General features: G+C 35.6%; 28 protein-coding genes and 1 pseudogene. 8 read left to right on the top strand and 21 right to left on the bottom strand.

The window, feature by feature from the left end:
- Positions 1-32 precede the first annotated feature (32 nt).
- Complete coding sequence (locus M1D66_RS09310; protein WP_001146296.1) at positions 33-296, bottom strand: hypothetical protein; 264 nt, start codon at positions 294-296, stop codon at positions 33-35.
- Between the two features lie 121 nt (positions 297-417).
- On the opposite strand from M1D66_RS09310, the gene M1D66_RS09305 reads away from it, so the two are divergent.
- Together M1D66_RS09305 and M1D66_RS09300 are read left to right on the top strand one after the other, a co-directional pair.
- Positions 418-540, top strand: a complete 123-nt coding sequence (locus M1D66_RS09305) for a small acid-soluble spore protein P (RefSeq protein WP_000517649.1) — start codon at positions 418-420, stop codon at positions 538-540.
- 124 nt (positions 541-664) lie between these two features.
- On the top strand, positions 665-1045 hold the full coding sequence (locus M1D66_RS09300) for an Hsp20 family protein (RefSeq protein ID WP_140335660.1): 381 nt from the start codon (positions 665-667) through the stop codon (positions 1043-1045).
- Between the two features lie 48 nt (positions 1046-1093).
- Here M1D66_RS09300 and M1D66_RS09295 read toward each other — a convergent pair whose 3' ends face one another.
- Together M1D66_RS09295 and M1D66_RS09290 are read right to left on the bottom strand one after the other, a co-directional pair.
- Positions 1094-2332 carry an MDR family MFS transporter gene (locus tag M1D66_RS09295; protein ID WP_000676812.1) on the bottom strand — a complete coding sequence of 413 codons (1239 nt, stop codon included), beginning with the start codon at positions 2330-2332 and terminating at the stop codon, positions 1094-1096.
- 67 nt (positions 2333-2399) lie between these two features.
- On the bottom strand, positions 2400-2807 hold the full coding sequence (locus M1D66_RS09290) for a hypothetical protein (protein WP_000965149.1): 408 nt from the start codon (positions 2805-2807) through the stop codon (positions 2400-2402).
- Between the two features lie 137 nt (positions 2808-2944).
- On the opposite strand from M1D66_RS09290, the gene M1D66_RS09285 reads away from it, so the two are divergent.
- On the top strand, positions 2945-4147 hold the full coding sequence (locus tag M1D66_RS09285) for an alanyl-tRNA editing protein (RefSeq protein ID WP_150987063.1): 1203 nt from the start codon (positions 2945-2947) through the stop codon (positions 4145-4147).
- A 44-nt stretch (positions 4148-4191) separates the two neighbouring features.
- On the opposite strand, the gene M1D66_RS09280 is transcribed toward M1D66_RS09285, so the two are convergent.
- Positions 4192-4635, bottom strand: a complete 444-nt coding sequence (locus M1D66_RS09280) for an NUDIX hydrolase (protein WP_000432586.1) — start codon at positions 4633-4635, stop codon at positions 4192-4194.
- 104 nt (positions 4636-4739) lie between these two features.
- On the opposite strand from M1D66_RS09280, the gene M1D66_RS09275 reads away from it, so the two are divergent.
- Complete coding sequence (locus tag M1D66_RS09275; RefSeq protein WP_001247727.1) at positions 4740-5321, top strand: DUF6434 domain-containing protein; 582 nt, start codon at positions 4740-4742, stop codon at positions 5319-5321.
- Positions 5322-5329: 8 nt separating this feature from the next.
- Here the strand turns inward: M1D66_RS09275 and M1D66_RS09270 are convergent, their stop codons facing one another.
- From M1D66_RS09270 to M1D66_RS09240, 7 genes and pseudogenes are all read right to left on the bottom strand, one after another.
- Positions 5330-6421, bottom strand: a complete 1092-nt coding sequence (locus tag M1D66_RS09270) for an acetyl-CoA C-acyltransferase (protein WP_001078006.1) — start codon at positions 6419-6421, stop codon at positions 5330-5332.
- On the bottom strand, positions 6414-7877 hold the full coding sequence (locus tag M1D66_RS09265) for an acyl-CoA synthetase (RefSeq protein ID WP_086385065.1): 1464 nt from the start codon (positions 7875-7877) through the stop codon (positions 6414-6416). Before M1D66_RS09265 ends, M1D66_RS09270 begins: the two co-directional genes overlap by 8 nt.
- Before the next feature lie 66 nt (positions 7878-7943).
- Positions 7944-8519, bottom strand: coding sequence for a biotin transporter BioY (locus M1D66_RS09260; RefSeq protein WP_001093333.1), 576 nt, complete (start codon positions 8517-8519; stop codon positions 7944-7946).
- 123 nt (positions 8520-8642) lie between these two features.
- The gene (locus M1D66_RS09255; RefSeq protein WP_000980205.1) at positions 8643-10256 is read right to left on the bottom strand and encodes a long-chain fatty acid--CoA ligase; all 1614 of its coding nucleotides are present in this window, start codon (positions 10254-10256) and stop codon (positions 8643-8645) included.
- Positions 10257-10368: 112 nt separating this feature from the next.
- Positions 10369-10509, bottom strand: a pseudogene (locus tag M1D66_RS09250) (helix-turn-helix domain-containing protein); the annotation flags it as partial.
- Between the two features lie 63 nt (positions 10510-10572).
- On the bottom strand, positions 10573-11133 hold the full coding sequence (locus M1D66_RS09245) for a GNAT family N-acetyltransferase (protein ID WP_000582840.1): 561 nt from the start codon (positions 11131-11133) through the stop codon (positions 10573-10575).
- Positions 11130-11333 (bottom strand): hypothetical protein, encoded by a 204-nt coding sequence (locus M1D66_RS09240; protein ID WP_000810948.1) that lies wholly within the window; start codon positions 11331-11333, stop codon positions 11130-11132. Before M1D66_RS09240 ends, M1D66_RS09245 begins: the two co-directional genes overlap by 4 nt.
- A gap of 152 nt (positions 11334-11485) precedes the next feature.
- Between M1D66_RS09240 and M1D66_RS09235 the strand changes: the two genes are divergently transcribed.
- Together M1D66_RS09235 and M1D66_RS09230 are read left to right on the top strand one after the other, a co-directional pair.
- The gene (locus tag M1D66_RS09235; protein WP_000214345.1) at positions 11486-12295 is read left to right on the top strand and encodes a GNAT family N-acetyltransferase; all 810 of its coding nucleotides are present in this window, start codon (positions 11486-11488) and stop codon (positions 12293-12295) included.
- 171 nt (positions 12296-12466) lie between these two features.
- On the top strand, positions 12467-12679 hold the full coding sequence (locus M1D66_RS09230; RefSeq protein ID WP_000160410.1) for a CsbD family protein: 213 nt from the start codon (positions 12467-12469) through the stop codon (positions 12677-12679).
- Positions 12680-12702: 23 nt separating this feature from the next.
- Here the strand turns inward: M1D66_RS09230 and M1D66_RS09225 are convergent, their stop codons facing one another.
- The 3 genes from M1D66_RS09225 to M1D66_RS09215 are packed head-to-tail and all read right to left on the bottom strand — an operon-like array spanning position 12703 to position 14260.
- Positions 12703-12951, bottom strand: a complete 249-nt coding sequence (locus M1D66_RS09225; protein WP_000981065.1) for a DUF2164 domain-containing protein — start codon at positions 12949-12951, stop codon at positions 12703-12705.
- A gap of 19 nt (positions 12952-12970) precedes the next feature.
- The gene (locus M1D66_RS09220; protein WP_000404002.1) at positions 12971-13423 is read right to left on the bottom strand and encodes a peptidoglycan recognition protein family protein; all 453 of its coding nucleotides are present in this window, start codon (positions 13421-13423) and stop codon (positions 12971-12973) included.
- Positions 13424-13438: 15 nt separating this feature from the next.
- Positions 13439-14260, bottom strand: a complete 822-nt coding sequence (locus tag M1D66_RS09215; protein WP_041184000.1) for a protein phosphatase 2C domain-containing protein — start codon at positions 14258-14260, stop codon at positions 13439-13441.
- 96 nt (positions 14261-14356) lie between these two features.
- On the opposite strand from M1D66_RS09215, the gene M1D66_RS09210 reads away from it, so the two are divergent.
- Positions 14357-15196, top strand: a complete 840-nt coding sequence (locus tag M1D66_RS09210; protein WP_002005544.1) for a YitT family protein — start codon at positions 14357-14359, stop codon at positions 15194-15196.
- Positions 15197-15215: 19 nt separating this feature from the next.
- Here M1D66_RS09210 and M1D66_RS09205 read toward each other — a convergent pair whose 3' ends face one another.
- Positions 15216-15587, bottom strand: coding sequence for a VOC family protein (locus M1D66_RS09205; protein WP_000800771.1), 372 nt, complete (start codon positions 15585-15587; stop codon positions 15216-15218).
- Positions 15588-15824: 237 nt separating this feature from the next.
- On the opposite strand from M1D66_RS09205, the gene M1D66_RS09200 reads away from it, so the two are divergent.
- On the top strand, positions 15825-17357 hold the full coding sequence (locus tag M1D66_RS09200) for a BA3702 family sensor histidine kinase (RefSeq protein ID WP_000087652.1): 1533 nt from the start codon (positions 15825-15827) through the stop codon (positions 17355-17357).
- A 44-nt stretch (positions 17358-17401) separates the two neighbouring features.
- Here the strand turns inward: M1D66_RS09200 and M1D66_RS09195 are convergent, their stop codons facing one another.
- The 6 genes from M1D66_RS09195 to M1D66_RS09170 all read right to left on the bottom strand — a co-directional run bounded on the left by M1D66_RS09195 (position 17402) and on the right by M1D66_RS09170 (position 24460).
- Positions 17402-18010 carry an alpha/beta hydrolase gene (locus tag M1D66_RS09195; protein WP_000975486.1) on the bottom strand — a complete coding sequence of 203 codons (609 nt, stop codon included), beginning with the start codon at positions 18008-18010 and terminating at the stop codon, positions 17402-17404.
- A gap of 24 nt (positions 18011-18034) precedes the next feature.
- Entirely contained in the window at positions 18035-18973 is a 939-nt protein-coding gene (locus M1D66_RS09190; protein ID WP_242555244.1) for a ring-cleaving dioxygenase, read from the bottom strand.
- Between the two features lie 340 nt (positions 18974-19313).
- Positions 19314-20792: a sodium/proline symporter PutP gene (gene putP / locus M1D66_RS09185; RefSeq protein WP_242555245.1), complete on the bottom strand. Its 1479-nt coding sequence runs from the start codon at positions 20790-20792 to the stop codon at positions 19314-19316.
- 298 nt (positions 20793-21090) lie between these two features.
- Positions 21091-21579: a cytochrome c biogenesis protein CcdC gene (locus tag M1D66_RS09180; RefSeq protein WP_016111168.1), complete on the bottom strand. Its 489-nt coding sequence runs from the start codon at positions 21577-21579 to the stop codon at positions 21091-21093.
- A gap of 111 nt (positions 21580-21690) precedes the next feature.
- A complete protein-coding gene (locus tag M1D66_RS09175; protein ID WP_000005162.1) occupies positions 21691-23265 on the bottom strand; it encodes an FMN-binding glutamate synthase family protein in 1575 nt (524 codons plus the stop codon).
- 67 nt (positions 23266-23332) lie between these two features.
- A complete protein-coding gene (locus M1D66_RS09170; protein WP_000204581.1) occupies positions 23333-24460 on the bottom strand; it encodes an alkene reductase in 1128 nt (375 codons plus the stop codon).
- Positions 24461-24575 lie beyond the last annotated feature (115 nt).

Genomic DNA, 24575 nt, shown 5'->3' with positions numbered 1-24575 from the left:
CAGCAAGGTTGTCGAATAAACAACAACCTCATTTACTTTTCTAATCGATCTACATTTCGCATTATATTTTGGAGATTATTTTCATATTGCTCAAGTTGTGGACGTTGTGTTTCTGAAGCTACCTCTAGTGCATTTTGAATTTGTTCATATGCTTCCTGAACCTCTTGGCGTAATTCTTTTAAATCATGACCGTAGTTTGGATCATTTTTCACAATGTTGTTAAATGCATTTTCTGCTTGTGTAACGCCTTGCTGCGCTGCTTGAAACGCTTGTTGTTTATCTTTATGATATGGCATTATATAATCCCCTTTCTGTAATAGTTAGTCCCAATTATCTTTACCTTTTTTTCTAAAAACATTCTCGTATAAATTTGCAAACTTCTCTCATTCTAAAGAGGAAGAGGAGGTGTCACATACAATGGGAAAAAACAATCGTGAAGCGAAAGAAAAAAAAGGACAACCTGAACCATTAAGCGGATCTCATAAAGTAAAAAACCGTAACCATTCACGCCAAAAACATCATGCGCATCATGATATGTAAAACAAAAAGTGCACACTAGCTATCTTTTCCACATACACTGTTTATATTTTTCCATTTATTCTTCACCCCTAATTCATTCATGCATAACATAGTATGAATTGAGATTTTACGGAGGGTGTCTTACATGGGCAAGAAAAAGAAGGATTGTCTTTTTCATGTTGATGGTTTCGAAGAATGGATGGATCAATTTTGTTCTGACTCTTGTAGTAACTTTAGTTTCCCAAATCAAATTCATATTGACCTTTGCGAAACGGAACAAGAATACATTTTGGAAACAGATGTACCAAATGTAACTGAACAAAATGTAGTCATTAAAAAGATGAAGACAGGCCTAACCATTTGCATACTTCATAAAAATATTTCTTTACAGCGGATTATTCCTTTACCCGATAATATTATTTATAAGAAGATGCTAGCCTGCTTAGAAAATGGATATTTAGCCATTCATATTTCCAAAAATGAAGTTGCTGATAAGCATGAAAAAAAAGTTCTTTTTTCAAATTAAGAGTTAATATAATACACACTAAGCCCCAGTTGGTTACTGGGGCTTATGTTATTTCGCATGCATTTCTATATTAGAATTTCTATCATATCTTTTTTTCGATAAACCTTTTGTAACTAAAAGCACAGGAAATGCCACAGTTGAAAATATAGCTAGTGCTGAAAATACTGCAAACCCATTTTGGTACCCGTAGTAATCGAGAAGTACTCCTCCAAACCACGGACCTATTACTGCTCCAATTCCCGAAAAGCCCATCGCACCGAAGTATGTTCCTTTTAGATGCGCAACAGCAATATCATCAATAAATACATCCGTCATCGAAAACATTAAGACTTCTCCAATTGTAAAAATAATTGTACAAACGGCAGCACCTAGCATAGATTCTACTATTCCAAAGCCAAATAATCCCCCGCTCACAAATAAAGTCCCAACCATAATGGATGTTAACGGTGTATACTTTTTGCACATTTGAATAACAGGGTATTGGATAATCACTACAACAATTGCATTTAAAGCGAGCATATATGAGAATAGCTTCACCCCATCCTCAAATATATGTGCATTTGCAAAATATTGAGATACTGTCGTCGTTAAATGTGAAAAACCGCAATTACTCAAAATAATACCGACTAAAGCAACTAAAAATACTATATCTTTTCGCAATATACGCATTGCATTTAACATTGTAACAGGTTTTTCTGTACTCACTTTCTTTTTTTCCATTGGATACTTCTTAAATTGGAACGCTAATATAGCTGTATATAGAATATATACCCCAGCTGCTACTAAAAAAGGAATTGTTGATTTTGCACTTCCAATCTGTAATCCAACAATTGGTCCAATAGCAACTCCAACATTTATTGCACCGTATCGTAAGTTATAGACGAGTAACCGATACTCAGGCTTTGTTAAATCTGATAATAATGCTCTTGATGTTGGCTCAAAAAACGACCTACATAATCCATTTAAAGCGTTTAATAAAAAGAAACTTAAAACATGATCCGCAAGTGAAAAACCTATAAACACAAAAATCCAAACGATCATGGACCAGAGCATAATTGTTTTCCGGCCAAATCGATCTGATAAATTCCCTCCGATAAAACTAGCAAAAACACCAACAAGTGCACTCGTTCCGATAATAGCACCAGTCATTCCAGCTGATACACCTTTAACAGTCGTTAAATAAATCGCTAAAAAAGGGATACTCATTGAAGTTGCAAACCTAGCAAACAATGTCCCTAAAATAATACTCATTCCAAGCGGATGAATATGCTGTAGCTTCCCCTTCATCGTTAAACCTACTCTCTCTATTTTCACAAAAAAAAGAAAGCAAAGGATCTGCTTTCTTTTCCTTTTTCTATACTTGAGCTGTTGATACCCGAGTTGTTCTCGTTATGTCCATATCAATTCCATATGTGAACTGTAATTCTTTACACACATCTTTAATTAAGATTGCGACATTATACTTTTCATTAAATTGTAAAACTATGTTTTCTACTTCTTCATATGTATACTTATATTCCCCTGTAATGACACTTTTTAGATCAAAGCATTCGTTAATACAAAGTTGTACAAGTAGCTGGTCATATTTCTCTATTACATCTTCTTTCTTCCAAAGTAACTCTTTTACATATAACCGATCAAACTTCACACTTTCTCGATTACAATCCGTTAAAATCCGGGTCATTTCATTTAATTCTCGATATAATTCAGAAATATTTCTGCTTAAACTAAGCAGTTTATCTACGCCGTTTTCATATAACATATTCATTCCACCCCCGCATTTTCTTTTTCTTATTATAGCAAGAAAATTCTAAAAATAGTTTCTTTCTTCTGAAATATTAGGAAACTAATTTCAATTGCTTTACAATGAAACTAGTTAATGCGAGAGGAGAAAGAAAATTGGAGCACAAATTATATTACACTGACGCTTATAAGCAAGACTTTACTACTAAAATTATAAAGCAAGATTATGATAAAGACGGTAACTTATACGTTGTTTTGAATGAAACAGCATTTTATCCGACAGGTGGCGGACAACCATATGATACTGGTACATTAAATGATATCAATGTAATCAATGTAGAAGAGATAAACGGAGAAATTCGTCACTACATTGCAGAACAATTACATACAGAAGACGTAGAAGGTAAAATCAATTGGGAGCGCCGTTTTGATCATATGCAACAACATGCAGCTCAGCACATTTTATCTGCTGCTTTTTGGGACCATTTTAACATGCCTACAATTGGATTCCATCTTGGCAAAGAAACAGTAACAATTGATTTAGAAACAGAAAATCTTCATGCAGAAACGGTTGAAAAAGCAATACAAATTGCAAACAAAATTGTTTTTGAAAACCATCCAATCCGCATCCAGTGGATGAACTTAGAAGAAGCGAAAAGGTTGCCCCTTCGTAAAGAACCAACTATGACAGAAAATATACGCGTTGTTATGATCGAAAACTTTGACTACAACGGCTGTGGTGGAACGCATCCGAAACGAACTGGTGAAGTTGGTCCTATTCAAGTACTAGGATGGGAGCGCAATAAAGGTGGTATACGCTTAACGTTTATCGCTGGTTGGCGTACACTTAAATTAATGGGACAACAGCAACAAATTATGAAAAATGTTTCTAAACAATTAAACAGTAGCGAAACTGATATTCCAGCAAAAGTGGCGCAACTGCTTACTTCTCAAAAAGAAAACGAAAAAGCAATACAAACAATGAATGAAAAATTATTATTTGCAGAGGCAAATGAACTCCTTCAACACCCTACGGAAATACATGCCGGCATACTTATTTCTAAAGTATTTACAAATCGTTCTATGCAAGAAATCGCAAAGCTTTCCGCTATTATTACAGAACAACAAGAGCATGCAATTACGTATTTCGTCATCGAAAATGATGACAAACTACAATGTATTCTCGCTTGCGGAAAATCAGTATCGCTCGATATGAATGCTCTTTTAAAAGACGCTCTTCCTACAATCGAAGGAAAAGGTGGCGGAAATAAGAAGAGTGCCCGCGGTGGCGGGAAAGCAATTATGAGTGGAGATGAATTTATAAATCAGCTTGTTTCTTCTTTACAGTCGGCGGTGTAAAACATTTTTAGGAAGGATAGCTAATAGCTATCCTTCCTCTATAGTTACAGGCCAATATTTTGTTTCAATCCTTGGTAACTCCCTGCATTTGAAAAACCTTCACTTATAAGAGTTATAAAAGTTTCCGAAAAACCATAGTGACTTAAATCTTTAATCAGCACCATTTGCACATCATGAATCGGATTATGATCAAATTCATTTGAGGGTAACCTAATTTCCCCTGTAATCTTTTCAAGTAAAAATGTAATATGTAATAAAGATGGACTGGCATCCGGTTTATCACAAACATAGAGTAGCTTCTTAATTTTAACTTCTAATCCCGTTTCTTCTCTCATTTCTCTAATCATCGCCTCTTCTAACATTTCACCATTCTCCACTCTTCCTCCAGGTAAAGACCAATTCCTATTAGCAACTTTTTGCTTTACTAGCAATAATTTTTTACCTTCAATTAAAATTCCCGTAACACGAACTTGCATTACATTTTCCATATATAATCTCCTCTTCCCATTATATTTACAAATTAACCCTTCCATAAAAAGAACGTACGTTTTATAATTAAAGAAAATTATGGAAGAAAGTAGTTGTTACATTCATGCGTCCACCTTTAACAAAGTCTATATCAATTGAAGATTTCCAAAACTATTATTGGTTAAAAGCAGAACTCCAAACATTTTGTCGTGAGCATGGGTTGCCAGCTAGTGGCTCTAAGATCGAAATAACCGAGCGTATCTCACATTATTTAACTACTGGTAAAATATTAAAAAACAGCTCTATTCAAAAGGTGAGTAAAGCTTCCCTATCCTATAAAGACCTTTCTCTTCAAACGATTATTACTAACAATCACCGCTGTAGCGAAGAGGTTCGTGCTTTTTTCAAAGAAAAAATCGGAGCAAACTTCCGCTTTACAGTAGCTCTTCAAAAGTTTTTTAAAGACAATGTTGGAAAAACATATGAAGACGCGGTAGCTTTTTGGCATGAAGAAAACAAACGAAAAAAAGACCCTGCATACAAAACAACTATCGGTGCACAATTTGAATACAATCGCTTTACTCGTGACTTTTTCGAAGATCCAAATAATAAAGGGAAAGCAAAAGCTGATGCGATTGCTGCTTGGAACGAAATGAAAGCGAAGCCTGGTAGTAATGTTTATGTTCCTCAAAAAGTAGAAAACTAGTTACCTGGCTAGTCTTCTACTTTCTCAAATAATAGCGCAATCCCTATCCCGCCTCCAATTCCTAATGTAGCAATCCCATATTTCATAGACTCTCTTTGTGCCTGATAAAACAAACGTGTTACAAGCATAGCACCAGATGCGCCGTACGGATGACCGAGCGCAATTGCTCCACCATTTACATTTACTTTTTCGTACGGAATTTGTAACTCTTTTGCGCAAGCAACAACTTTTGAGGCGAATGCTTCATTTATTTCAAAATAATCGATGTCCTCTACTTTTACATTCATTTCGTTTAATAATTTGTTCACCGCAAATATCGGACCAGTCCCTGGAAGATTAGGATCCACTCCCACTACAGCACTACGAACGAAACGAAGGACAGGTTTATACCCTAACTTTCGGGCTTGTCCCTCTTCCATTACAAGAACAGCACATGCCCCATCATTTACACCACATGAATTACCTGCCGTCACTGTTCCATTTTGTAAAAATGCGGGCTTTGTTCTTTTAATGATTCGTTCATAATTCATTTCTGGCTTTATAGATTCATCTAATAATCCATTAAAAGAAAATATTTCATCATGTATATATCCTTTTTCTAACGCTTGCAGTGTCCGCTTATAACTAAGACAAGCATACTCGTCTTGCATTTCTCTCGTTATATTATAACGCTCCGCAACATATTCAGCCGCTACTCCCATGTCAGGATCACCAATTGTTTCAGGGGAAAATCGTGCTCTTTTTTGAAAAGGTGACGTACTTGTACTCTCTACTCCCCCGGTGATATAACACTTACCTGCCCCGCCTTGAATGAGATGACACGCAGTTCGAATTGCTTCTAAACCAGCACCACATTGCCGATCAATCGTTACACCAGGAATATGATAGCCAAGTCCCGCCTCTAAAGCAGATAGTCTCGCAACATTCCCTCCTGGCCCAACAACATTACCTAATATGACATCATCTATTTCCCTCTCAATCCCTTTACTTAAAAACGTAAGAAGCGGCGTTGTTAATTGCTGAACTTCATACTCTTTTAACATCCCATTCTTCTTACCAATAGGTGTTCTTTTCGCCTCTACAATAACTGCTCTATTCATATATTTTCTCCCGATTTTCAATCATACTTTTTGCTTCCATACGAGCGATTTTCCCACTATTTGTATAAGGTATTCCATCTACAAAATGCCATTCCTTCGGTATTTTAAACGAGGATAATCGTTGTAAGCAAAAACTCTTTAATTGTTGTTTTGTAGCACTTCCTTTTACGATCGCGACCGGCTTTTCACCCCAGTAACTATCTTTCACACCAATTACAACTATTTCATCAACAGCTGGGTGTTCATGTAATACACTTTCTATTTCTTCTGGATAAATATTGATTCCTCCAAATAAAATCATATTCTTCTCTCTACCAACAATATATATGAAGCCTTCTTCATCTTCATAGCCTACATCTCGCACTGTCATCCAGCCTTCTGCATTCAACTCCCGTGTTAAAACCCCATCTATTATGTATCCCATAAAAAACTGATCACTTTTCACATAAACAGTTCCTATTTCACCTTTTTGTACTTCTTCGCCTGCTTCATTACATATTCGAACTTGCACATTATGACAAGGTTTTCCTACTGAATTTAGCCTTCTTTCGCTTTCTGCATCGACTAGTGCTGTTACAAAACTTAACTCTGATGCACCATAAAATTCATATCTTTTTGCATAAGGAAATATATTTTTTATTTTTTCTTTCGCTTCAGCTTCCCATTTCGCTCCTGACGAAATAATTTTCACTTTATTTTCTATTAATCTACTTTCTTTATATAAAGATTCAAGCATTGTTGGAACTGTATACATAACTGATATATTTTCGGTTTCTAACTTATCTAATACTTGATTTGGAAAGAACTTTCTCATAATGCGCACTGTTTGTCCTACATATAATGCACTTATTGCCCCGTATAAGAAAAGAGAATGAACGAGCGTCCCAACTATTAAAATCGAATCCTCCCTTTTCATATGAAAGTCATGTACATTACAATCAAAACTATGAACCCACGATTGTTGTGCACGTAAAAATGCTTTTGCTGTTCCTGTTGATCCTGATGTAAATCCCATATAAAAAGGAGCATGTTGTACACTTTCTACAGTGGAATATGTAGGAAGATATTTCTCTATCATTCTTTTCCACTCATCAATTTCAATTACTCTTCCTTCTTCATCCAATAGATCATTCACCTTATATCGTTCTGTCACAATCATATCCGGATTACTAATTTCAATTCTTTCTCTGAGCTCATCTTGTTTCCACTTTATATCTAACGGAACACAAACCCACCCGGCCATAGCGGCACCAGAAAATAGTTGTAAAAACTCTATACGATTTTCTAATAGGATTGCTATCGTTTTATTCTTCGATTTTTTTTCATTTAACCAGCTTGCTACTTTACAAACTGATTCGAACCACTCTTCATATGTTAAAACTCTATCATTTTCCTTTATCGCTATTTTATTTGGTTGTAGAGAGGCATGCTTTTTATATTCTTTTGTAATCCCCATATGAGACGTCCTTTCTTTACAAAAATAATAAAAAGAAACACGCAATGAACGTGTTTCTTCCCTTTATCATCCCGCATTTGTATATTTTCCATTCTTTAAAGCGGGCGTAATAATATGTTTCAATGAACGATGTAATTTTGTTACGAGAACTGCCGCAATAATTGCTTTTATACAATCCCCTGGTAAAAACACAGCACTCACTTTCATTATCTCCCATACAGAAACATCCATTAAGAACGCTTGTACAGTAATACCAAATACATAAACTACGAAAATACCACCAATTATATTAATACATAATACTTTTATAATAGAAACTTCACGTAAACGCTCAATTAAATAACCAATAACAAACGCCCCAATGATGTAACCAAGTAAATATCCTGCACTTGGTCCAACAAATACACCAAGGCCACCACGTCCACCAGCAAGCAATGGTGCTCCAACTCCTACAATAAGTAAGAAAATAAGCTGACTTAACGCACCTAGACGTGATCCTAACAACCCACCCGCAAGCATAACACCGAGTGATTGCAATGTAATTGGAACTGGTGTAATAGAAAGAGCAATCGGAGGTATTAACCCTAACACTCCCATAATAGAACTAAATAAAGCGACGAAAACTAAATTTTTTGTATTCATATTTGCTTCTCCTATTTGTAAACTTAAAATTGTTTTTAGATAACATATTGCAAAAATTATATTATCTTTCCACCCCTCTTTTGTCAACCGTTAATGTATTAGAGTTTACAAATAGAAGTTCACTTATTTCTCTCTATGCAAATGCTCTAGTTCTTTCCGAAGCGCCTGTTTTAAAAACTTCCCAACAGATGTTTTCGGTATTTCTTCCATAAAGACAATATCGTCTGGCAACCACCACTTCGCAAACTGTGGTTTTAAAAACTCATATATTTCTTCTTTTGTAACCGTACTATTTTTCTTTTGAACAACGCAGGCAATTGGTCGCTCTTGCCACTGAGGGTGAGGAACTGCAACGACAGCCGCTTCAAATATAGCATCATGTGCCATTAAAGCATTTTCAAGATCGACCGAAGAAATCCATTCTCCCCCGCTTTTAATAACATCCTTCGTACGGTCAACAATTTTCACGCAACCTTCCTCATCCACTGTGACAACATCACCAGTATATAACCATCCATCGCGAAAACCTTCGACAGTACGATCATCGTTATAATAGCTTTCAGCGATCCAAGGTGCTCGTAAACATAATTCTCCCATCTCAGTACCATCCCACTTCACGTCACCATTTGTACCGACTACTTTCATCTCGACACCAGGTACAAGATATCCTTGTTTAGAGCGAATTTCTAGTTGCTCTTCATACGATACTTCCGTTTCATAACTTTTTAAACGCGCAAGTGTTACGAGTGGACTCGTTTCAGTCATACCATATGCATGTATGAACGGAACATTATGTTTCTGTTCAAATGCTTTAATAACACTTTTTGGCGCAGCTGCACCTCCGCATAGTATTCTCGTCATACTAGATAAATCGTAACTATTATTTTCTAACTCTTGTAATACGCCGAGCCAAATTGTCGGCACACCCGCAGCTAACGTCACTTTTTCTGATTGAATCATCTCTAATAAAATTTTCGGAGTAAACATCGGTCCTGGAAGAACTTGTTTTGACCCAAACCAAGTAGCAGCGAAAGGAAGTCCCCAAGCGTTCACATGGAACATCGGTACAATCGCCATTGCAGCATCACTTTCCGATAAAGCAGCTGTATCCGCTAAACCGAGTGCCATACAGTGTAATACAGTACTACGATGCGTATATACAACACCTTTCGGATTTCCTGTAGTCGCTGACGTATAACACATACCAGCTGGTGTATTTTCATCAATATCTTTTACAAATTGGAAATTTGGATCGCCTTCTTCTAATAGCTTTTCATAATGATATACAGGCTTCAGCGTAGTGTTTGGGAGTTCATCTTTATCAGTCATAATAATGTAAGCTTGTACAGTTGATAATTGTGATTGAATATTTTCAACAAGCGGTACGAGATCTTCATCTATAAGTAGAATTCGGTCTTCTGCGTGCTGAATAATATATGAAATATGTTGAGGAGATAAACGAATGTTAATTGTGTGCAAAACGGAAGCAATACCAGGAATAGCAAAATACGCCTCCACATGTCGATGATGATTCCACGCTAATGTTCCTACACGTTCACCTTCTTTAATTCCAAGCTTTTTCAACGCACTGGAGAGTCTTCTCGTCCTTTCCCCTAACTGCTTATACGTTAACGTTGTAACTGTATCATGCGTCCGTGAAACAATTTCTTTCTTCGAAAACAGTTTCTCTGCTCTTTCCATCATAGAACTAATTGTTAGCGGTACATTCATCATCATATTGGTTATGTCCCCCTTTAAAACGTTTTCATTTTTTCGTTTATTATAACAGACTTCCGCAAATGATTACGACATTTTTCTGTATTTTCTGAATTATTTCTTTGGAAATAATTCAGAACGATAAACTATCTATCTTTTTTCTTACTTTCTTTTTCAGTTTAAAAATAAAACGATTACTGTATTCCTTATTTTCTACTAAAATCCAATATATCTCCCATACTCCTAACACACGAACAAAGAGATAAACTCCGATTTGTTGTTATCAAAATAAAAAAACTCCTTGATTCATTTAAAGGAGTTTTCAATGTAAGATATTTCATTGATTCATATATCCTTCTCTAGATATACAATATCTTTTTGTATCGCGATTCTTACCTTTAATAAACATATCCTTCTGAATTGTATATTTGTACTCCATATTCAAACGTTTCATTAATTTTTCAGATGCTTCATTTTCTGAATCACATCCCGCTTCAATACTATTAAGATGCAACTCATGAAAACCATAGTAGAAAAAAGCTAATGCAGCCTCCTTGGCTAATCCTCTTCCCCAATATTTTCGAGATAAGGCGTATGCAATTTCTGCTGTATGTGTGACCAAATCATATTTTATAAATCCACACGTGCCTATAAGTTTTTTCTCCTCTTTTAATACAATTCCAAGAGGTGCTACTTGCCCTTCATTATATTGCCCCACAATTTCTTCTACATTGTTATATGTGTCACATAACGATCGATGAGCATCCCATACAGTAAAAGTTGTCATCTCTTTATCTGTAGCATACTCATATATATGTAAACTATCACTCATATTCATTTTCCTTAACATAAGTCGTTTCGTATACAACGTTGGATATGACCATTTCTCAATGATCATAACGGCTTCTGCTTAAACTTTTCATAATGTCGTACTTTTAATAGAAGGATATTCCCGCAATCTGTACAAATATAAGCATCCACTGGTGAAGATGTGAACATCGTTTCCTTTTTCCGTATTTGTGCATATCCGACAAACTCACCTTCTCCTATGTTTTGAGAACCACAATTAGAGCATGTCTGCACGGTTTTTTGTTTCATGAGAGCACCACCTTTAATCTGTTTCCACTCCCTTCGACAGTTCACTTCCATTTCCCTTCCAAAAAACCTCTTATTCTCTCACATTTCAACAGGAATCTCAAAACAAAAATCGTATATGTACTATGAAATATATTTATTAACGGAGGAATTTTATGACTACTGTTATGACACTCGATATAGCAACAGAAATTGAAAATGCAGAAATTGATATGCTCTCTTCTAGATTAGAGAGACTACAAACAATAAGCGGAAACCCAATGCAAGTGCAAATGAAAAAATTCGGTAGCACCACTGCCTTTTCATCAAAAATAATTGCTGGTCCTGCTTTTAATACGGTAAAAGGTATTACAAATGCAGATGCGATTGATGCAATCATTTCTTATTATGAATCACTACAAATCCCTTGTCGTTTTGAAATTACCCCAGCACAAGGTACAACTGAATTATTTCAATACTTATCTCAAAAAGGGTTTTATCAATCTAGCTTCCATACTGCTTTGTATAGTATACCGAGAGAGGGTTCATCACTTCTTCCTTCTAATATTACAATACGAAAACTAAAAGAAAATGAGTTTGATATTTTTGCAGACATTTATGTACGTGGATTTAATATGCCATCCTTTACAAAAGATAGCGTGCGCCAAAATAATGAAATTCTTTACAATGAACCAGGATGGCATTTTTTCATAGCTGAAGTTCAAAATATCCCTGCTGGTATTGGTGTCCTGTATATAAATAAGGGTGTCGCATCATTAGCTGCTTCTGCTACTTTGCCAGAATTTCAGCGTAAAGGCTGTCATACTGCATTAATTCAAAAACGAATTAAGACAGCTATTGAATCCAATTGTACTTTAATAGTTGGACAAGCAAGGTTCGGTAGCGGCAGTCAAAATAACATGGAACGTGCCCACATGAAAATTGCTTATACAAAATCAATATGGACCGCAAAAGACATATTATAATTTACTTTATTTCTCCTTCCGTTACATTTTTAAACATTTTATGACAATTCCTTTTCTATCCTATTAATCATTTGAATATTCAAACTAGATTTGTTACGCTATTACTAGATACATCATTCAACTTGCAATATGAAAAGAGAATTCTAATCAAACTACAAGGAGGAGAAATGTATGACTAAACATGATCATGGTTTAAAAGAAAAAGTAGAAGGTGCCATTGATAAGGTAAAAGGTGAAGTAAAAGAAGTTGTTGGGAAAGTAACTGACAATAAGAAATTACAAGCTGAAGGAAAATGGGATAAGGTGAAAGGCACTGCTAAAGATACAGTTGGTAATGTGAAAGAAAAAGTACATGAATATAAGGAACATAAGAAAGAAAAATAAAAAAGAGCCCATCGGCTCTTTTTTTATTTCGCTTCATTTTTCTCTAACACGTATAAATCTTCTTCCATATTCGTTAATTTCTCACTTACAAGCTTTCTTGCATCTCCAATTGCTTGATTGTATGCAAATGGTCCAACTAATTTAATCATTTCTTCTATTAAACGCTCTGCTTGGAAACGTCCAATTTCATCTAGATCTTCTTCCATGAAAAATTGCTGAATTTGCGCTACAAGCTCTTCTTTTTTATCATTTGGTATTTTTATATTCATCATCGTTGTTACTCCTCTATATTTAAGATAATATCTTCCTTAACTCTACCATAGAAAAACGATTACCAGGACAGCTTTTTGTAACTCCTTCTAACTCCCTATGACCTAGTATATTTTCTTTCTTTATAGCAAATTGCTTCATAAACATTTTGCATAAAGAATATAATGCATTCACTTGCGGGGGAGTGGGATCGTATTTATCGAAATTTCCCGTCATACATATTCCAATTGTATGACGGTTATGGTCTTTCGCGTGCGCTCCAATATGTAAACCTCGCCCTTCCACTACAGTTCCGTCCTTTTCGATAAAATAGTTGTAACCAATTCCGCTCCACCCCCTTACGGTTTGATGAAATTCATGCGTTTTATACACGTCCCATCCATCTTCAGCTGTATGGTGAATAATCAGTTTGTTTACTTTTTCTAAAGGAACTAATTCATCTTGAAATGTTAGATTGACACGTTTAATTTCCATTTGAACTGCCTCCTCTTAAAAATCAATCATAATAATCGTTTTATCATCTGGCCTTATTCTTTTTTCGCCTTCTAGCTCTTCAATGATTGCTACATATTCGTTTATACTATTCTTTCTTATATATGCAACGGTTTGTTCTAATGACCAATCTGGGTGAAATAACCCGTCTGAACAAATAAAAATCCCACTCACTTCATCTGTATGTAATTCACCATGTTGTAAATAATGTATCGCTTCTTTCATTCCATTTGCAACTGAATAACCATTTGGCATATTTGCAAGATAACGATTGTATTTTAACTGTTCTCGAACATCTTGAAAAACATATTCTTCTGGTACAGATAACCCTTTTTTACGATCTTCTTCCCTCTTCTTTTTTGCTCTTTTACTAATTCCTTCAACTGTGTCTTTCGTTAATACTTGCATCATTCCATTTTGAAAAGTTGCGACAATCATACAGTCCCCAAGCTGCGCATATTCAATTTTCTCACCAACTATTTGGACTGCCGCGATACATGTGCACCACAAATGCTCTTTTTTTCTCGTGTCTACTTCATATTCTAACATTTTGCTTTGCAATGCTTCATTTGCTTTGGCAACTGCAAATTGTAAACTATGATTCTCTCGTAATGCAGTAAAATAACTTGCAAATAAATGCGAAGCGATGTATGCTCCATTATGTCCCTTTTCATCACGAAACGGGACAAGTGGTGTTGCACCGTCACATACACCATAAATCTTTTTATCTTTATTACAAAAATAAGAATCCTCACATTCTTGCTTCAACGGGCTTTTCTGTTGATATGTTTTTATCTTCACAACTGTATCCCCTTTCAAATGATAAAATACTCAAATTCTTTCGATTAATCTAATTTACCAAAATAAACTGTTTTTACCCAAAACTTTCAATATCATATATAATCTTGAAATAATATGAATTTTTCAGTGAAGGACGGGAAAGAAATGGTCAGATTCCTTGGTGTTATTATCGGTTCTATTATTATTGCGGTTGCCTTTAATCTTTTCCTTATCCCCCACAAAATTTTAAGTAGTGGAATTGGCGGAATTGCTATTATTTTAGGGATTGTAACCCCTGTAAACACAGGCATTATTAACTTTGTATTAAACTTACCTATCCTTATTTTAGGGTACATAGGTCTTGGAAAAAAAGTAATTTTTAACACAGTTGTCTCTGTAGTTGTATTATCTGTTGCATTATACTACGTTCCAGTAAAAGTCGTAGCAACAGATCCATTGTTATCTTCTATCTTCGGAGGTGTCATCGCCGGAGCTGGTATTGGTCTTGTTTTTAACTGTAATGGATCTACTGGTGGATTTGATATTATCGGTATGCTTTTATCCCGCAAGCGAGACATTAAACTTGGCGGATTCCTTATTATTTTAAATGCAGTCGTTGTAATAATCGCAGGATTCTTCTTCACCTGGGATGTTGCACTTACAAGCTTACTTTCAATTTATGTAACTGGTAAAGTAATCGATGCTGTTCATACAAAACATCGTAAAGTTACACTTATGATTGTAACAAATGAAGCAGAGAAAATGAAAAAACAACTTCTTTCAACTGTTGTACGTGGAATAACGTTACTTGATGGCGAAGGTGCTTATTCAAGCGAGAAAAAGCGTGTACTTATGACCGTCGTTTCTCGTGAAGAATTAGCAAGTATGAAACTAACAATTTCTGAAATTGACCCGAATGCTTTCGTTAATATTACAGAAACTGTAGAAGTGTTAGGACTTTTCAGAAGAAGTTAAAGACTAGGTGGGAATCCACCTAGTCTTTATTTTGCATAAATTCAATTCGGTTTCCAAATGGATCTGACACGTAAAATCGAATTACATCTGGCCGTGCATAATCATCAATCACTTTAACACCTTGCTCTATAAGTGTTTGCTTAAATTCATTAATTTCATTCACATAAAAAGCTGGATGAGCCTTTTTAGCTGGTATAAAGTTCCGCTCGACACCAATATGGATTTCTTGATTTCCGCATTTAAACCAACATCCACCTCGTTTTTTCAACTCTTCTGGCTTTGGAATTTCTTCCATACCAATCGTATTCCCATAAAAATCACGCGCCTCTTCTTCACACCCTACAGGTGCAGCTACTTGCACGTGATCAATCCCTTGAATATAATTTTTCATTTTCTCTCCCCCTCCTCTACCCTAATGTTATACGGAAAACAGCCGTCTGTAACTTACAAAAGGTTTATAAAACAATATAAGCCCCCCTTATTACCATCCTGCATTCACCTTGCAAAAAATAAAAAAAAACAAAATTTATTCTATAACTTCCATTTTTTATAGAAATACACATTACATCTATATTATAGTTATGAATAGACAAATCTTTTTAGATGCTATTTGTACGGAGGAACTATTATGAGTCGTAAAAAATATTCACCAACTCAAAAAAAACGTCATCCGAACATTTCTAGACGTTTGCGAAACCATATACAAGATCGTTCATTAACAGAAATGTACGCATCTCTGTTCGAACACAATCCTGATAGTATTATTTCATTAAATTTAGAAGGAGTTATTCTACATATAAATCCTTCTGCCGAAAGAATATTAGGTTACACTTCTTTAGAATTAGAACAGAAAAATATTACCTCTATTTTAGAAGCCCATATTTCTGAGCAAGTATTACAAAATATAAAGAATACTGAAGCGGATAATCAACAAGAGTATATCTTATCTATTTATCATAAAAATGGATTCTTATTAGATGTTGTGACAAAACTAGTTCCTATTTTTGTTCAAAATCGTCTTACTGGCGTATATGCTATTATGAAGCCGCTTGAAAAATCAGAAAGAATTGAGAATATGCTAAAAGAAAGTGAGAAGAGATTACGTACATTAGTAAACTCCATGCCTGCGTTTGTTATTTTTAAAGATCATGAAGGGCGCTGGCTTGAGGCAAATGATTACGCACTTTCTTGCTTCAATTTCCATCATGTACCTTACCACGGGAAAAAAGATAGCGAACTCATTCAATATAATGAAGCATACCGAGAAGCTTTTTTACATTGTGAAGAAATCGATGAACTAGCATGGCAACAAAGACAAATTCTTCATGGCGAGGAATTTATTATACATAGAGATGATTTCGATCTAATCTTAAGTATATCAAAAGTTCCGCTTTATCATCCTGATGGTTCTCGCAAAGGTCTTATCGTGATGGGGAGAGATGTTACTGAGCTAAAAGAAACTGAAAAGTTACTACGAAAATCAGAGAAGCTCGCAGTAGTCGGACAACTGACAGCTGGAATTGCCCATGAAATTCGAAATCCACTCACTTCTCTAAAAGGTTTTCTAACGTTGCTCCTCCCTGAAATAAGTGAGGAGCAGAAATGGTATATCGATGTTATGTTAAGTGAGATTTCACAAATGGAATCCATCACGAGTCAATTTATGGCGATGTCTAAGCCACAAGTATTATCTATCCAAACTTGTAACATACAAACTTTAATTGAAGAGGTAGTTACATTTATTTTACCGACTGCAATTATGCATAGCGTTCATATCATCATGGATCATTTTGATTACGTATATGATATTCAATGTGACGGTAACCAATTAAAACAAGTGTTTATAAACATATTAAAAAATGCGATAGAAGCAATGCCAAATGGCGGAAATATTTTCATCCAAACAAAACCATTAGAGGATAATTTCATCTTAATACGAATTATCGATGAAGGTTGCGGCATTCCTGAAGATCGTATCTCCCGTCTAGGCGAACCTTTTTATAGTTTAAAAGAAAAAGGCACAGGACTAGGATTAATGATGTGTTACAAAATAATTGAAGAACATCATGGTAGATTACACATTTCAAGCGAATTAAATAAAGGTACGATTGTTGATATTGAGCTACCACTTTCTTCATCTCATCTTGCAATCCAGTCTTAAATAAAAAAGAAGCATCTGCTAATCGTTAGCAGATGCTTCTTTTTTTAAAATGCTTTGTCATACCACTCTTTTGCTTTTTCTACTTCACCCATCGTTAATTGATGCCCTCGATTTTCCCAATGCATTGTTACCTTCGCATTTGCATTTTCTAATAGTACCTTCAATTCCTCTGACTCTGCTGATGAACAAATTGGGTCATTTGTCCCAGCAGCAATAAACACAGATTTCCCTGCTAAATTTGCTAATTGCATTCCTCTTCTAGGCACCATTGGGTGATGAAGCACAGCACCTTTCAATGCATTTTCGTAATGGAATAATAAGCTTGCTGCGATATTTGCCCCATTCGAATAACCGATAGCTACAATGTTATTTCTATCGAATTTATATTCTTTAGCCGCTTCATCTAAAAATTCATTTAATTCCTTCGTACGGAAAATTAAATCCTCTTCATCAAAAATGCCCTCTGCTAATCGGCGGAAGAAACGCGGCATCCCATTCTCTAACACATTTCCCCTAACGCTTAATACCGACGCTTCCGGATCAACTATTTCTGCAAGTGGTAGTAAATCTAATTCATTACCACCTGTGCCATGAAGTAATAACAACACTGGTTTTGACGTATCTTTTCCTTTTTGAAAAACATGTTTCATCATAATCCTTTTCCCCCTTCAATCACTTTAATCTAAATTTCTCACTTCAAATGGTAAAAGCGTTTGTTCAATCTGTTTTCTATGTTGTTCATATTGTTCCGGTAACTTTAATTCCTCACCCATCGTCTCTAACGATTCATCATGAGCGAAACCAGGAGGATCTGTTGCAATTTCAAATAAGATTTCACCATGTTCTCTAAAATAAATCGCGTTAAAATAATTTCGATCTTGTACAGGAGTTACGTGATATCCAAAACGCGACACATGCTCTTTCCAGTCTAGCTGATCAGCATCGTCACTCGCTCTCCAGGCAATATGATGAACTGTGCCAACGCCCATTTGGCCACGACCGATTGTTGATAATTTCAAATCAATAATATTTCCAATGTCAGCAGAAGAACGGCATCGAACAAATTCACCCTCTTCTCCAATTTTCTCAAGACCCATAATATGTTCTAACAATTCAGCAGTTTTTTGAGGCTGTGTAGATAAAAGAACAGCACCTCCAAACCCTTTAATTGCTACTTCTGGTGTAACTTCTCCAAAACTCCAATTATTTAATTCGCCTGCTTCTCTTTCAACTAATTCTATATGCAAACCATGCGGATCATCAAATTCTAAATACTGCTCTCCAAAACGAGTCATTTTCGTATACGAAACATCGAATTTTTCTAATCTATTTTCCCAAAACTCCATTGCACCTTTTGGTACAACGTAAGACGTAATTCCTACTTGACCGTCCCCAATAATACCTTGACGAGCACCTGCCCATGGGAAAAACGTAATAATTGTTCCAGGTTTTCCTCCTTCATTTCCAAAATAAAGATGGTACGTACCTGGATCATCAAAATTCACTGTTTGTTTCACTAAACGTAACCCTAATACACCAGCATAAAAGTCTACATTTTCTTGTGGATGCCCTACAATCGCTGTAATGTGATGGATTCCCATTGTTTTCTTTTCCATTTCTTCCACTCCTTTTTTATTTCATTATAAAAATTCTTTTACATTTAAATTCATTATTCATTTTGTCCATGCTACAAAGTAAAATCCGTTATAATAATTTTATCTCGAATTCGAGATATTGATTATAAAAATACACATTAACTTCCAGCTTGTCAATTCATCTCAAATTCGAGATAGTTTTCAAAAAATATTTATTCCATTTAAAATCTTTATTCAAAGTACAAATTAACTTGAACTCAAATTTATTATAAGTTACTTACTTTTAGTTGTCAATAAGTTCCTTATTTTCACTTTAAATAAAAAAAGAGTAAACGCCAGTTTCGTTTACTCTCTTCGCTAATCATTTCGTTTCTTCTTCCAGTACTGCTTCCATCTCATTAAATTCACGATGAACTGCCTTAACGGGTTCTTTCGTTAATAAACTTACAACGATAACAGTTAATAAACTACAGAAGAATCCCGGTACCATTTCATACATAATTGCTTTTAAACTTGGAATTTGTACCCATGCTATAACAACTACTGCACCAACAATCATACCTGCAAGAACACCCCACTTGTTCGTCCTTTTCCAATATAAACTTAATAAAATGACTGGTCCGAATGCTGAACCAAATCCAGCCCAAGCATAACCGACAAGTGTTAAAATTGTATCACTTGGATGATACGCTAAAACAACTGCGATCATAGCTACTACTAATACTGACAATCTACCGATAAATACAAGTTCTTTGTCACTTGCGTTACGACGGAAAAATGTTTTATAAAAGTCTTCCGTTACTGCACTTGAAATAACAAGTAATTGTGAGGAAATACTACTCATAATCGAAGCCAAAATAGCTGATAATAAAAATCCTGTAATATACGGATGGAATAAAATATTTGAGAATGTTACAAAGACCATTTCTGGGTCTTGTAATGTCGCATTATTTTTAGCATAATAGGCGATACCAATTAGACCAGTAAGCATTGCACCTATAATTGAAATCGTCATCCAACCGATACCGATTCTACGAGAAGTTTTTAAATCTTTAATAGAGGTAATTGCCATAAAGCGGACAATAATATGTGGTTGACCAAAATATCCAAGGCCCCATGCTAAAAATGAAATAATACCAAGTATTGTGGTCCCTTTAAACATATCTAAATGCGATGCATCGACTTGCTTAATCGTATTAAATGTTTCTGTTACACCACCGACATCCGTAACAGCAACAATTGGCACTAGTACAAGCGCAATAAACATAATACAACCTTGCACAAAGTCCGTCCAACTTACGGCTAGAAAGCCACCAAATAGTGTATACGCAACAACAACACCTACTGTTACAAATAAACCAATTTTATAATCAAGGTTAAAAGAATTTTCAAACAAACGTCCACCTGAAACTAAACCAGCCGACGCATAAAATGTGAAAAATACTAAAATGACGATAGCGGAGAAAAAACGAAGTATTTTCGTACGATCTTTAAACCGATTCTCTAAAAAGTCTGGAATCGTAATTGAATCATTTGCCACTTCTGTATACGTTCGTAAACGCGGGGCAATGATTAAATAGTTTGCATACGCACCTATCAATAAACCTATCGCAATCCATACACTTGATAATCCTGTTGCATACATCGCACCAGGTAATCCCATTAGCATCCAACCACTCATGTCAGAAGCACCAGCTGATAAAGCTGTAACTGCTGGGCCGAGTCCCCTCCCGCCTAACATATAATCTGATAAATCGGATGTCTTCTTATAAGACCAATATCCGATATACAACATACCTGCCATATAAATAGCAAGCGAAACCATAATTTCAATCTTCACCAAATCTCTCCCTTAGTCCATAAGCCATTCAAAATTTCGAAAAATGACTTTTTCTATTTTCTTGTTTTCGCTCATGGTTCCCTACCTTAACAAACATTTTTTGTTCTTTCAAGTGAACGAGCACTTTTCATTACATGTGAAAACCTTTATAAACGCCTTTATCCCAGTGGATTACAATGATTTTTCAAGAATTTAAAGTAAAAAATATTCAGAAAATTATATAGTGTTTTTTCACACCTTATTTACATTCGTTTACCCGATAAATTTTAAAAGAAAAAGCCATACAAATGTATGACTTTTAGCTTATTGACGTCTCAATTTTCGCTTTCTCTACATATACTTTACGAAATTTCATATAGCATCCAATACGCCAAGGTACTATATAACAAACCGCAAGAGTGTAGAAAAGAATGCCGATTGACTTTGGATCTAGACCTTGTAAATGTCTTCTAAAATAAGCACGTAAAAGAACGATAACTAAAAATGTAGCAATAAAAGCGATACTTTTTTTTGCATAAATTTGACCATCTTCTCTGACTTCATACCCACTTAAAATAATAAGTGGAATTGACAATAACAGTCCGATCCCAGCAGCTATACCAATTTGCCAACCAGCAAGTTGTATCGGTGCTGCGTATAAAGAAAAACCTGGTAATAAGAAGAATAATGGCAATAGTAGTCGTCTTCCTTTATTATTAATTGGTCGATTCATAGAGCGCATGCGTCTAAATATAACGAGCCCTATGACGAGTAAAAAAATTGTAATACTGTACGAACCTTGCTGCAAGTGAATCTCTCCCTAAAAATAGTCATTTTCAAAAATACTCCCCTATTATACTCCTAATTTTTCCAAAAATATAATTATTCCTCTAAAAAATCTTACACATCAAATATACTTTTAGGTTTGATTTACTATAGGAAACAATTCCGAAAGAGGAACTACTCTCCCCACCTCGTCTTTAAACACAATATGCTCTCTAGTTAAATGGCGCGGGCTCTTCACTCCCGCCGCTGCCGCTAATGAAAATAAACTATATCTCATACTAATAATATAATTCATGACTCGCCACTTCTTCTCATACGGATCTAACGCTTTTTGATAATGCGGATTCGTCGTGGCTACACCAGATGGACATTGACCAGAATTACATTGAAGGGCCATAATACAGCCACTTGCCATCATAAACCCACGGGCTGAACTTACAGCATCCGCCCCAATCGCTAAAGCAATCGCCACTTTATCTGGTGTGATTAATTTACCCGCTGCAAATACTTTAAACTTGTTACGGACACCATAATGGTTTGCTGTATCAATAAATGTAAGTAATGCTGGAATAAGCGGCAGTCCCATATAATCTGCCATCGATTTATACGTTGCTCCTGACCCGCCTTCTGAACCGTCGATTGTAATAAAATCTGGGTAAATGTTTAGTTCTTTCATTGTTTTTATTAAATCTTCCAAAGGCTCCTGCTGACCAATTACAATTTTCATTCCAACTGGTTTACCGCTGTTTTCTTGCAACTGTTGAATAAAACAAAGTGTATCCGCTGCATTCTTTAAAAATGAAAATCGATTCGGTGAATTAATCGTCTCTCCCTTTCGGACGTTGCGAACAGAAGCAATTTTCTCATTTACTTTTTGCCCCTCTAAATGACCACCACGTATTTTAGCACCTTGCCCAAATTTCAATTCGAATGCTCTAATATTACTTTCTTTCGCTTTCTCCATGAATTTTCCCATTGAAAAATTACCGTCTTCATCACGGTATCCAAATAACCCTGGACCAATTTGCGCAACGATATTCGCTCCTGTATGTAAATGTTCTGGAATAACGCCACCTTCACCCGTATTAATCCACGATCCGCCTGCCATTTTTGCTCCAAAACCACTCGCTAAAATATAATTTTCTCCAATCGCACCGTAAGAAGTCGCAGATGCACCAAACATGCCATGTAGCTTCCACGGATATTTACGGTTCTCACCGACTATAATTGCATCATCTTCTTCGTACAGCCAAAGATTCGTTGTATCCGCTGTCAATTTTTCTCTTCTTGAAAATAACCCTTCTTTATGAATCACGTACTTTTTACCTTCCCGCTCTTGCGTGAGATTCACACTTAATTCCTCAGTTAATATCGGAAATAATGTATTAGCAATATAATATCCAGAAGCTTCAAAATCTCGTTTTGATCCAAAACCAAGTATTTCAGAGCGATATTTCGCTAAAAACATAACACTTTGAAAATCATAACGTGAGAAAGGCTTTCCATCCGTATCATGATCAAACCAATATTGTCGAAATTCAGGCCCTATCTTTTCCAGTAAGTAGCGCATTCTTCCTAAGTACGGATGTAATTTTAAAATAGAATGGTGTGTTCGTTTTTTTATAAAAAATGTAATGATAAAAAAGACGATTAAAAGCAACATTAAAAATAGTAATATACTAATAATAACGAGTAGCGTTTCACTCATCCCGCTTCCCCCTATGAAATTCCATAATAAAAGGAGAACACTAGATGTGCTCTCCTTTTATCTTTATTCATACTAACGTAGCAAGATGCTCTTTCGCGTCATATTCAACTAAACTTTCAGCGTGTTTAATTCGATGAACAAAGTCTGGATTAGCAATTAACGGTCTTCCGAATGCCGCTACATCAATCGTTCCTTCTTGCAACGCTTCTTCGGCCTCTTTCGGATTTAAATTACCAACCCCAACAATCGTACCATCCCAATATTTTCTTACTAGTTGATGAAAATTCTTTCCGTCAGCAATCTCTTGGGTATAATTCATCGTTGAAGGATGGATCATCGTTAACCCAACCTCTTTAAACATATTTATGAACGTTTCAATTGCAAACTCAGGGTTTTCCCACATATAAGTAGGATTATCACCTTTGAAAGCAGAGAAACGAAGAAGTGTTTTATTAGCTCCAACAGCTTCTATTACAGCCGCCGTTACTTCTTTCATAAACGTTAACCTTTGTTTTAAATCACCGCCATATTTATCTATTCGCTTATTTGCAAACTCATACGTAAATTGATCGATTAAATATCCGTGTGCACCGTGAATTTCTACTCCATCAAATCCAGCTTCGATCGCATTTTTCGCAGCTTGTGCGTATTGCCCGATCACTTCTTGTATTTCTTCTAACGTCATTGCTTCTGGCGTATCAAACGGTTTACGAAAGCGTGGAACATTTCCCTCTGCAGCGATAGCCGACGGTGCTTGTGGCATTTGACCACCAATTATTTCATGATGACTCATACGCCCAACATGCCATATTTGAGCAATAATCGTCCCACCTTCTTTATGTACCGCCTCTGTAACAGGTTTCCAAGAATCGATTTGCTCTTGTGTATAAATACCTGGTACTCCTGGGTTTCCTTTTGCTCTCGGACTAATGACAATTCCCTCTGTAATAATTAGTCCAATTCCATCCGCAGCACGTTTTCTGTAGTACTCCACTACATCCGCACCAACTACTCCAGTCTCATTATCTGCAAAGCATCTTGTCATCGGTGCCATCGCTATACGATTACGAAGAGACCAAGCTCCAACTTGAATTGGATCAAACAACTTTGTTTCTTCAACGTTTTCAAAAAATCCCCCAGCATTTACATTTGTTCCTTCATAAATACTCGCTGCTTTATTACTTGAACTTGTCATTTTTCTTCCCCCTAAAAAATCTTACTATAATCGCATCATACTTACTTTTAGATAGTAACGTCAATTTTTACGACTTTGCAATAAAAAATTCGAATATCCAAAAAATAAAATGCTA

This window comes from Bacillus sp. PK6-16 (assembly GCF_056530295.1).
The sequence above is the reverse complement of the archived record's forward strand: the minus strand, read 5'-3'. Positions and strand labels throughout refer to the sequence as shown.

Excerpts from the sequence above, each read along its gene's own strand:
- M1D66_RS09290 (WP_000965149.1), bottom strand. The coding sequence starts at position 2,807 with ATGTTATATGAAAACGGCGTAGATAAACTGCTTAGTTTAAGCAGAAAT.
- M1D66_RS09175 (WP_000005162.1), bottom strand. The coding sequence starts at position 23,265 with ATGAGTGAAACGCTACTCGTTATTATTAGTATATTACTATTTTTAATG.
- M1D66_RS09230 (WP_000160410.1), top strand. The coding sequence starts at position 12,467 with ATGACTAAACATGATCATGGTTTAAAAGAAAAAGTAGAAGGTGCCATT.
- M1D66_RS09190 (WP_242555244.1), bottom strand. The coding sequence starts at position 18,973 with ATGGAAAAGAAAACAATGGGAATCCATCACATTACAGCGATTGTAGGG.
- M1D66_RS09305 (WP_000517649.1), top strand. The coding sequence starts at position 418 with ATGGGAAAAAACAATCGTGAAGCGAAAGAAAAAAAAGGACAACCTGAA.
- M1D66_RS09260 (WP_001093333.1), bottom strand. The coding sequence starts at position 8,519 with ATGAATACAAAAAATTTAGTTTTCGTCGCTTTATTTAGTTCTATTATG.
- M1D66_RS09195 (WP_000975486.1), bottom strand. The coding sequence starts at position 18,010 with ATGATGAAACATGTTTTTCAAAAAGGAAAAGATACGTCAAAACCAGTG.
- M1D66_RS09235 (WP_000214345.1), top strand. The coding sequence starts at position 11,486 with ATGACTACTGTTATGACACTCGATATAGCAACAGAAATTGAAAATGCA.
- M1D66_RS09210 (WP_002005544.1), top strand. The coding sequence starts at position 14,357 with ATGAATTTTTCAGTGAAGGACGGGAAAGAAATGGTCAGATTCCTTGGT.
- M1D66_RS09300 (WP_140335660.1), top strand. The coding sequence starts at position 665 with ATGGGCAAGAAAAAGAAGGATTGTCTTTTTCATGTTGATGGTTTCGAA.
- M1D66_RS09205 (WP_000800771.1), bottom strand. The coding sequence starts at position 15,587 with ATGAAAAATTATATTCAAGGGATTGATCACGTGCAAGTAGCTGCACCT.
- M1D66_RS09265 (WP_086385065.1), bottom strand. The coding sequence starts at position 7,877 with ATGGGGATTACAAAAGAATATAAAAAGCATGCCTCTCTACAACCAAAT.
- M1D66_RS09270 (WP_001078006.1), bottom strand. The coding sequence starts at position 6,421 with ATGAATAGAGCAGTTATTGTAGAGGCGAAAAGAACACCTATTGGTAAG.
- M1D66_RS09240 (WP_000810948.1), bottom strand. The coding sequence starts at position 11,333 with ATGAAACAAAAAACCGTGCAGACATGCTCTAATTGTGGTTCTCAAAAC.
- M1D66_RS09225 (WP_000981065.1), bottom strand. The coding sequence starts at position 12,951 with ATGATGAATATAAAAATACCAAATGATAAAAAAGAAGAGCTTGTAGCG.
- M1D66_RS09280 (WP_000432586.1), bottom strand. The coding sequence starts at position 4,635 with ATGGAAAATGTAATGCAAGTTCGTGTTACGGGAATTTTAATTGAAGGT.
- M1D66_RS09255 (WP_000980205.1), bottom strand. The coding sequence starts at position 10,256 with ATGATGATGAATGTACCGCTAACAATTAGTTCTATGATGGAAAGAGCA.
- M1D66_RS09245 (WP_000582840.1), bottom strand. The coding sequence starts at position 11,133 with ATGATCATTGAGAAATGGTCATATCCAACGTTGTATACGAAACGACTT.
- M1D66_RS09275 (WP_001247727.1), top strand. The coding sequence starts at position 4,740 with ATGCGTCCACCTTTAACAAAGTCTATATCAATTGAAGATTTCCAAAAC.
- M1D66_RS09200 (WP_000087652.1), top strand. The coding sequence starts at position 15,825 with ATGAGTCGTAAAAAATATTCACCAACTCAAAAAAAACGTCATCCGAAC.
- M1D66_RS09220 (WP_000404002.1), bottom strand. The coding sequence starts at position 13,423 with ATGGAAATTAAACGTGTCAATCTAACATTTCAAGATGAATTAGTTCCT.
- M1D66_RS09170 (WP_000204581.1), bottom strand. The coding sequence starts at position 24,460 with ATGACAAGTTCAAGTAATAAAGCAGCGAGTATTTATGAAGGAACAAAT.
- M1D66_RS09310 (WP_001146296.1), bottom strand. The coding sequence starts at position 296 with ATGCCATATCATAAAGATAAACAACAAGCGTTTCAAGCAGCGCAGCAA.
- M1D66_RS09295 (WP_000676812.1), bottom strand. The coding sequence starts at position 2,332 with ATGAAGGGGAAGCTACAGCATATTCATCCGCTTGGAATGAGTATTATT.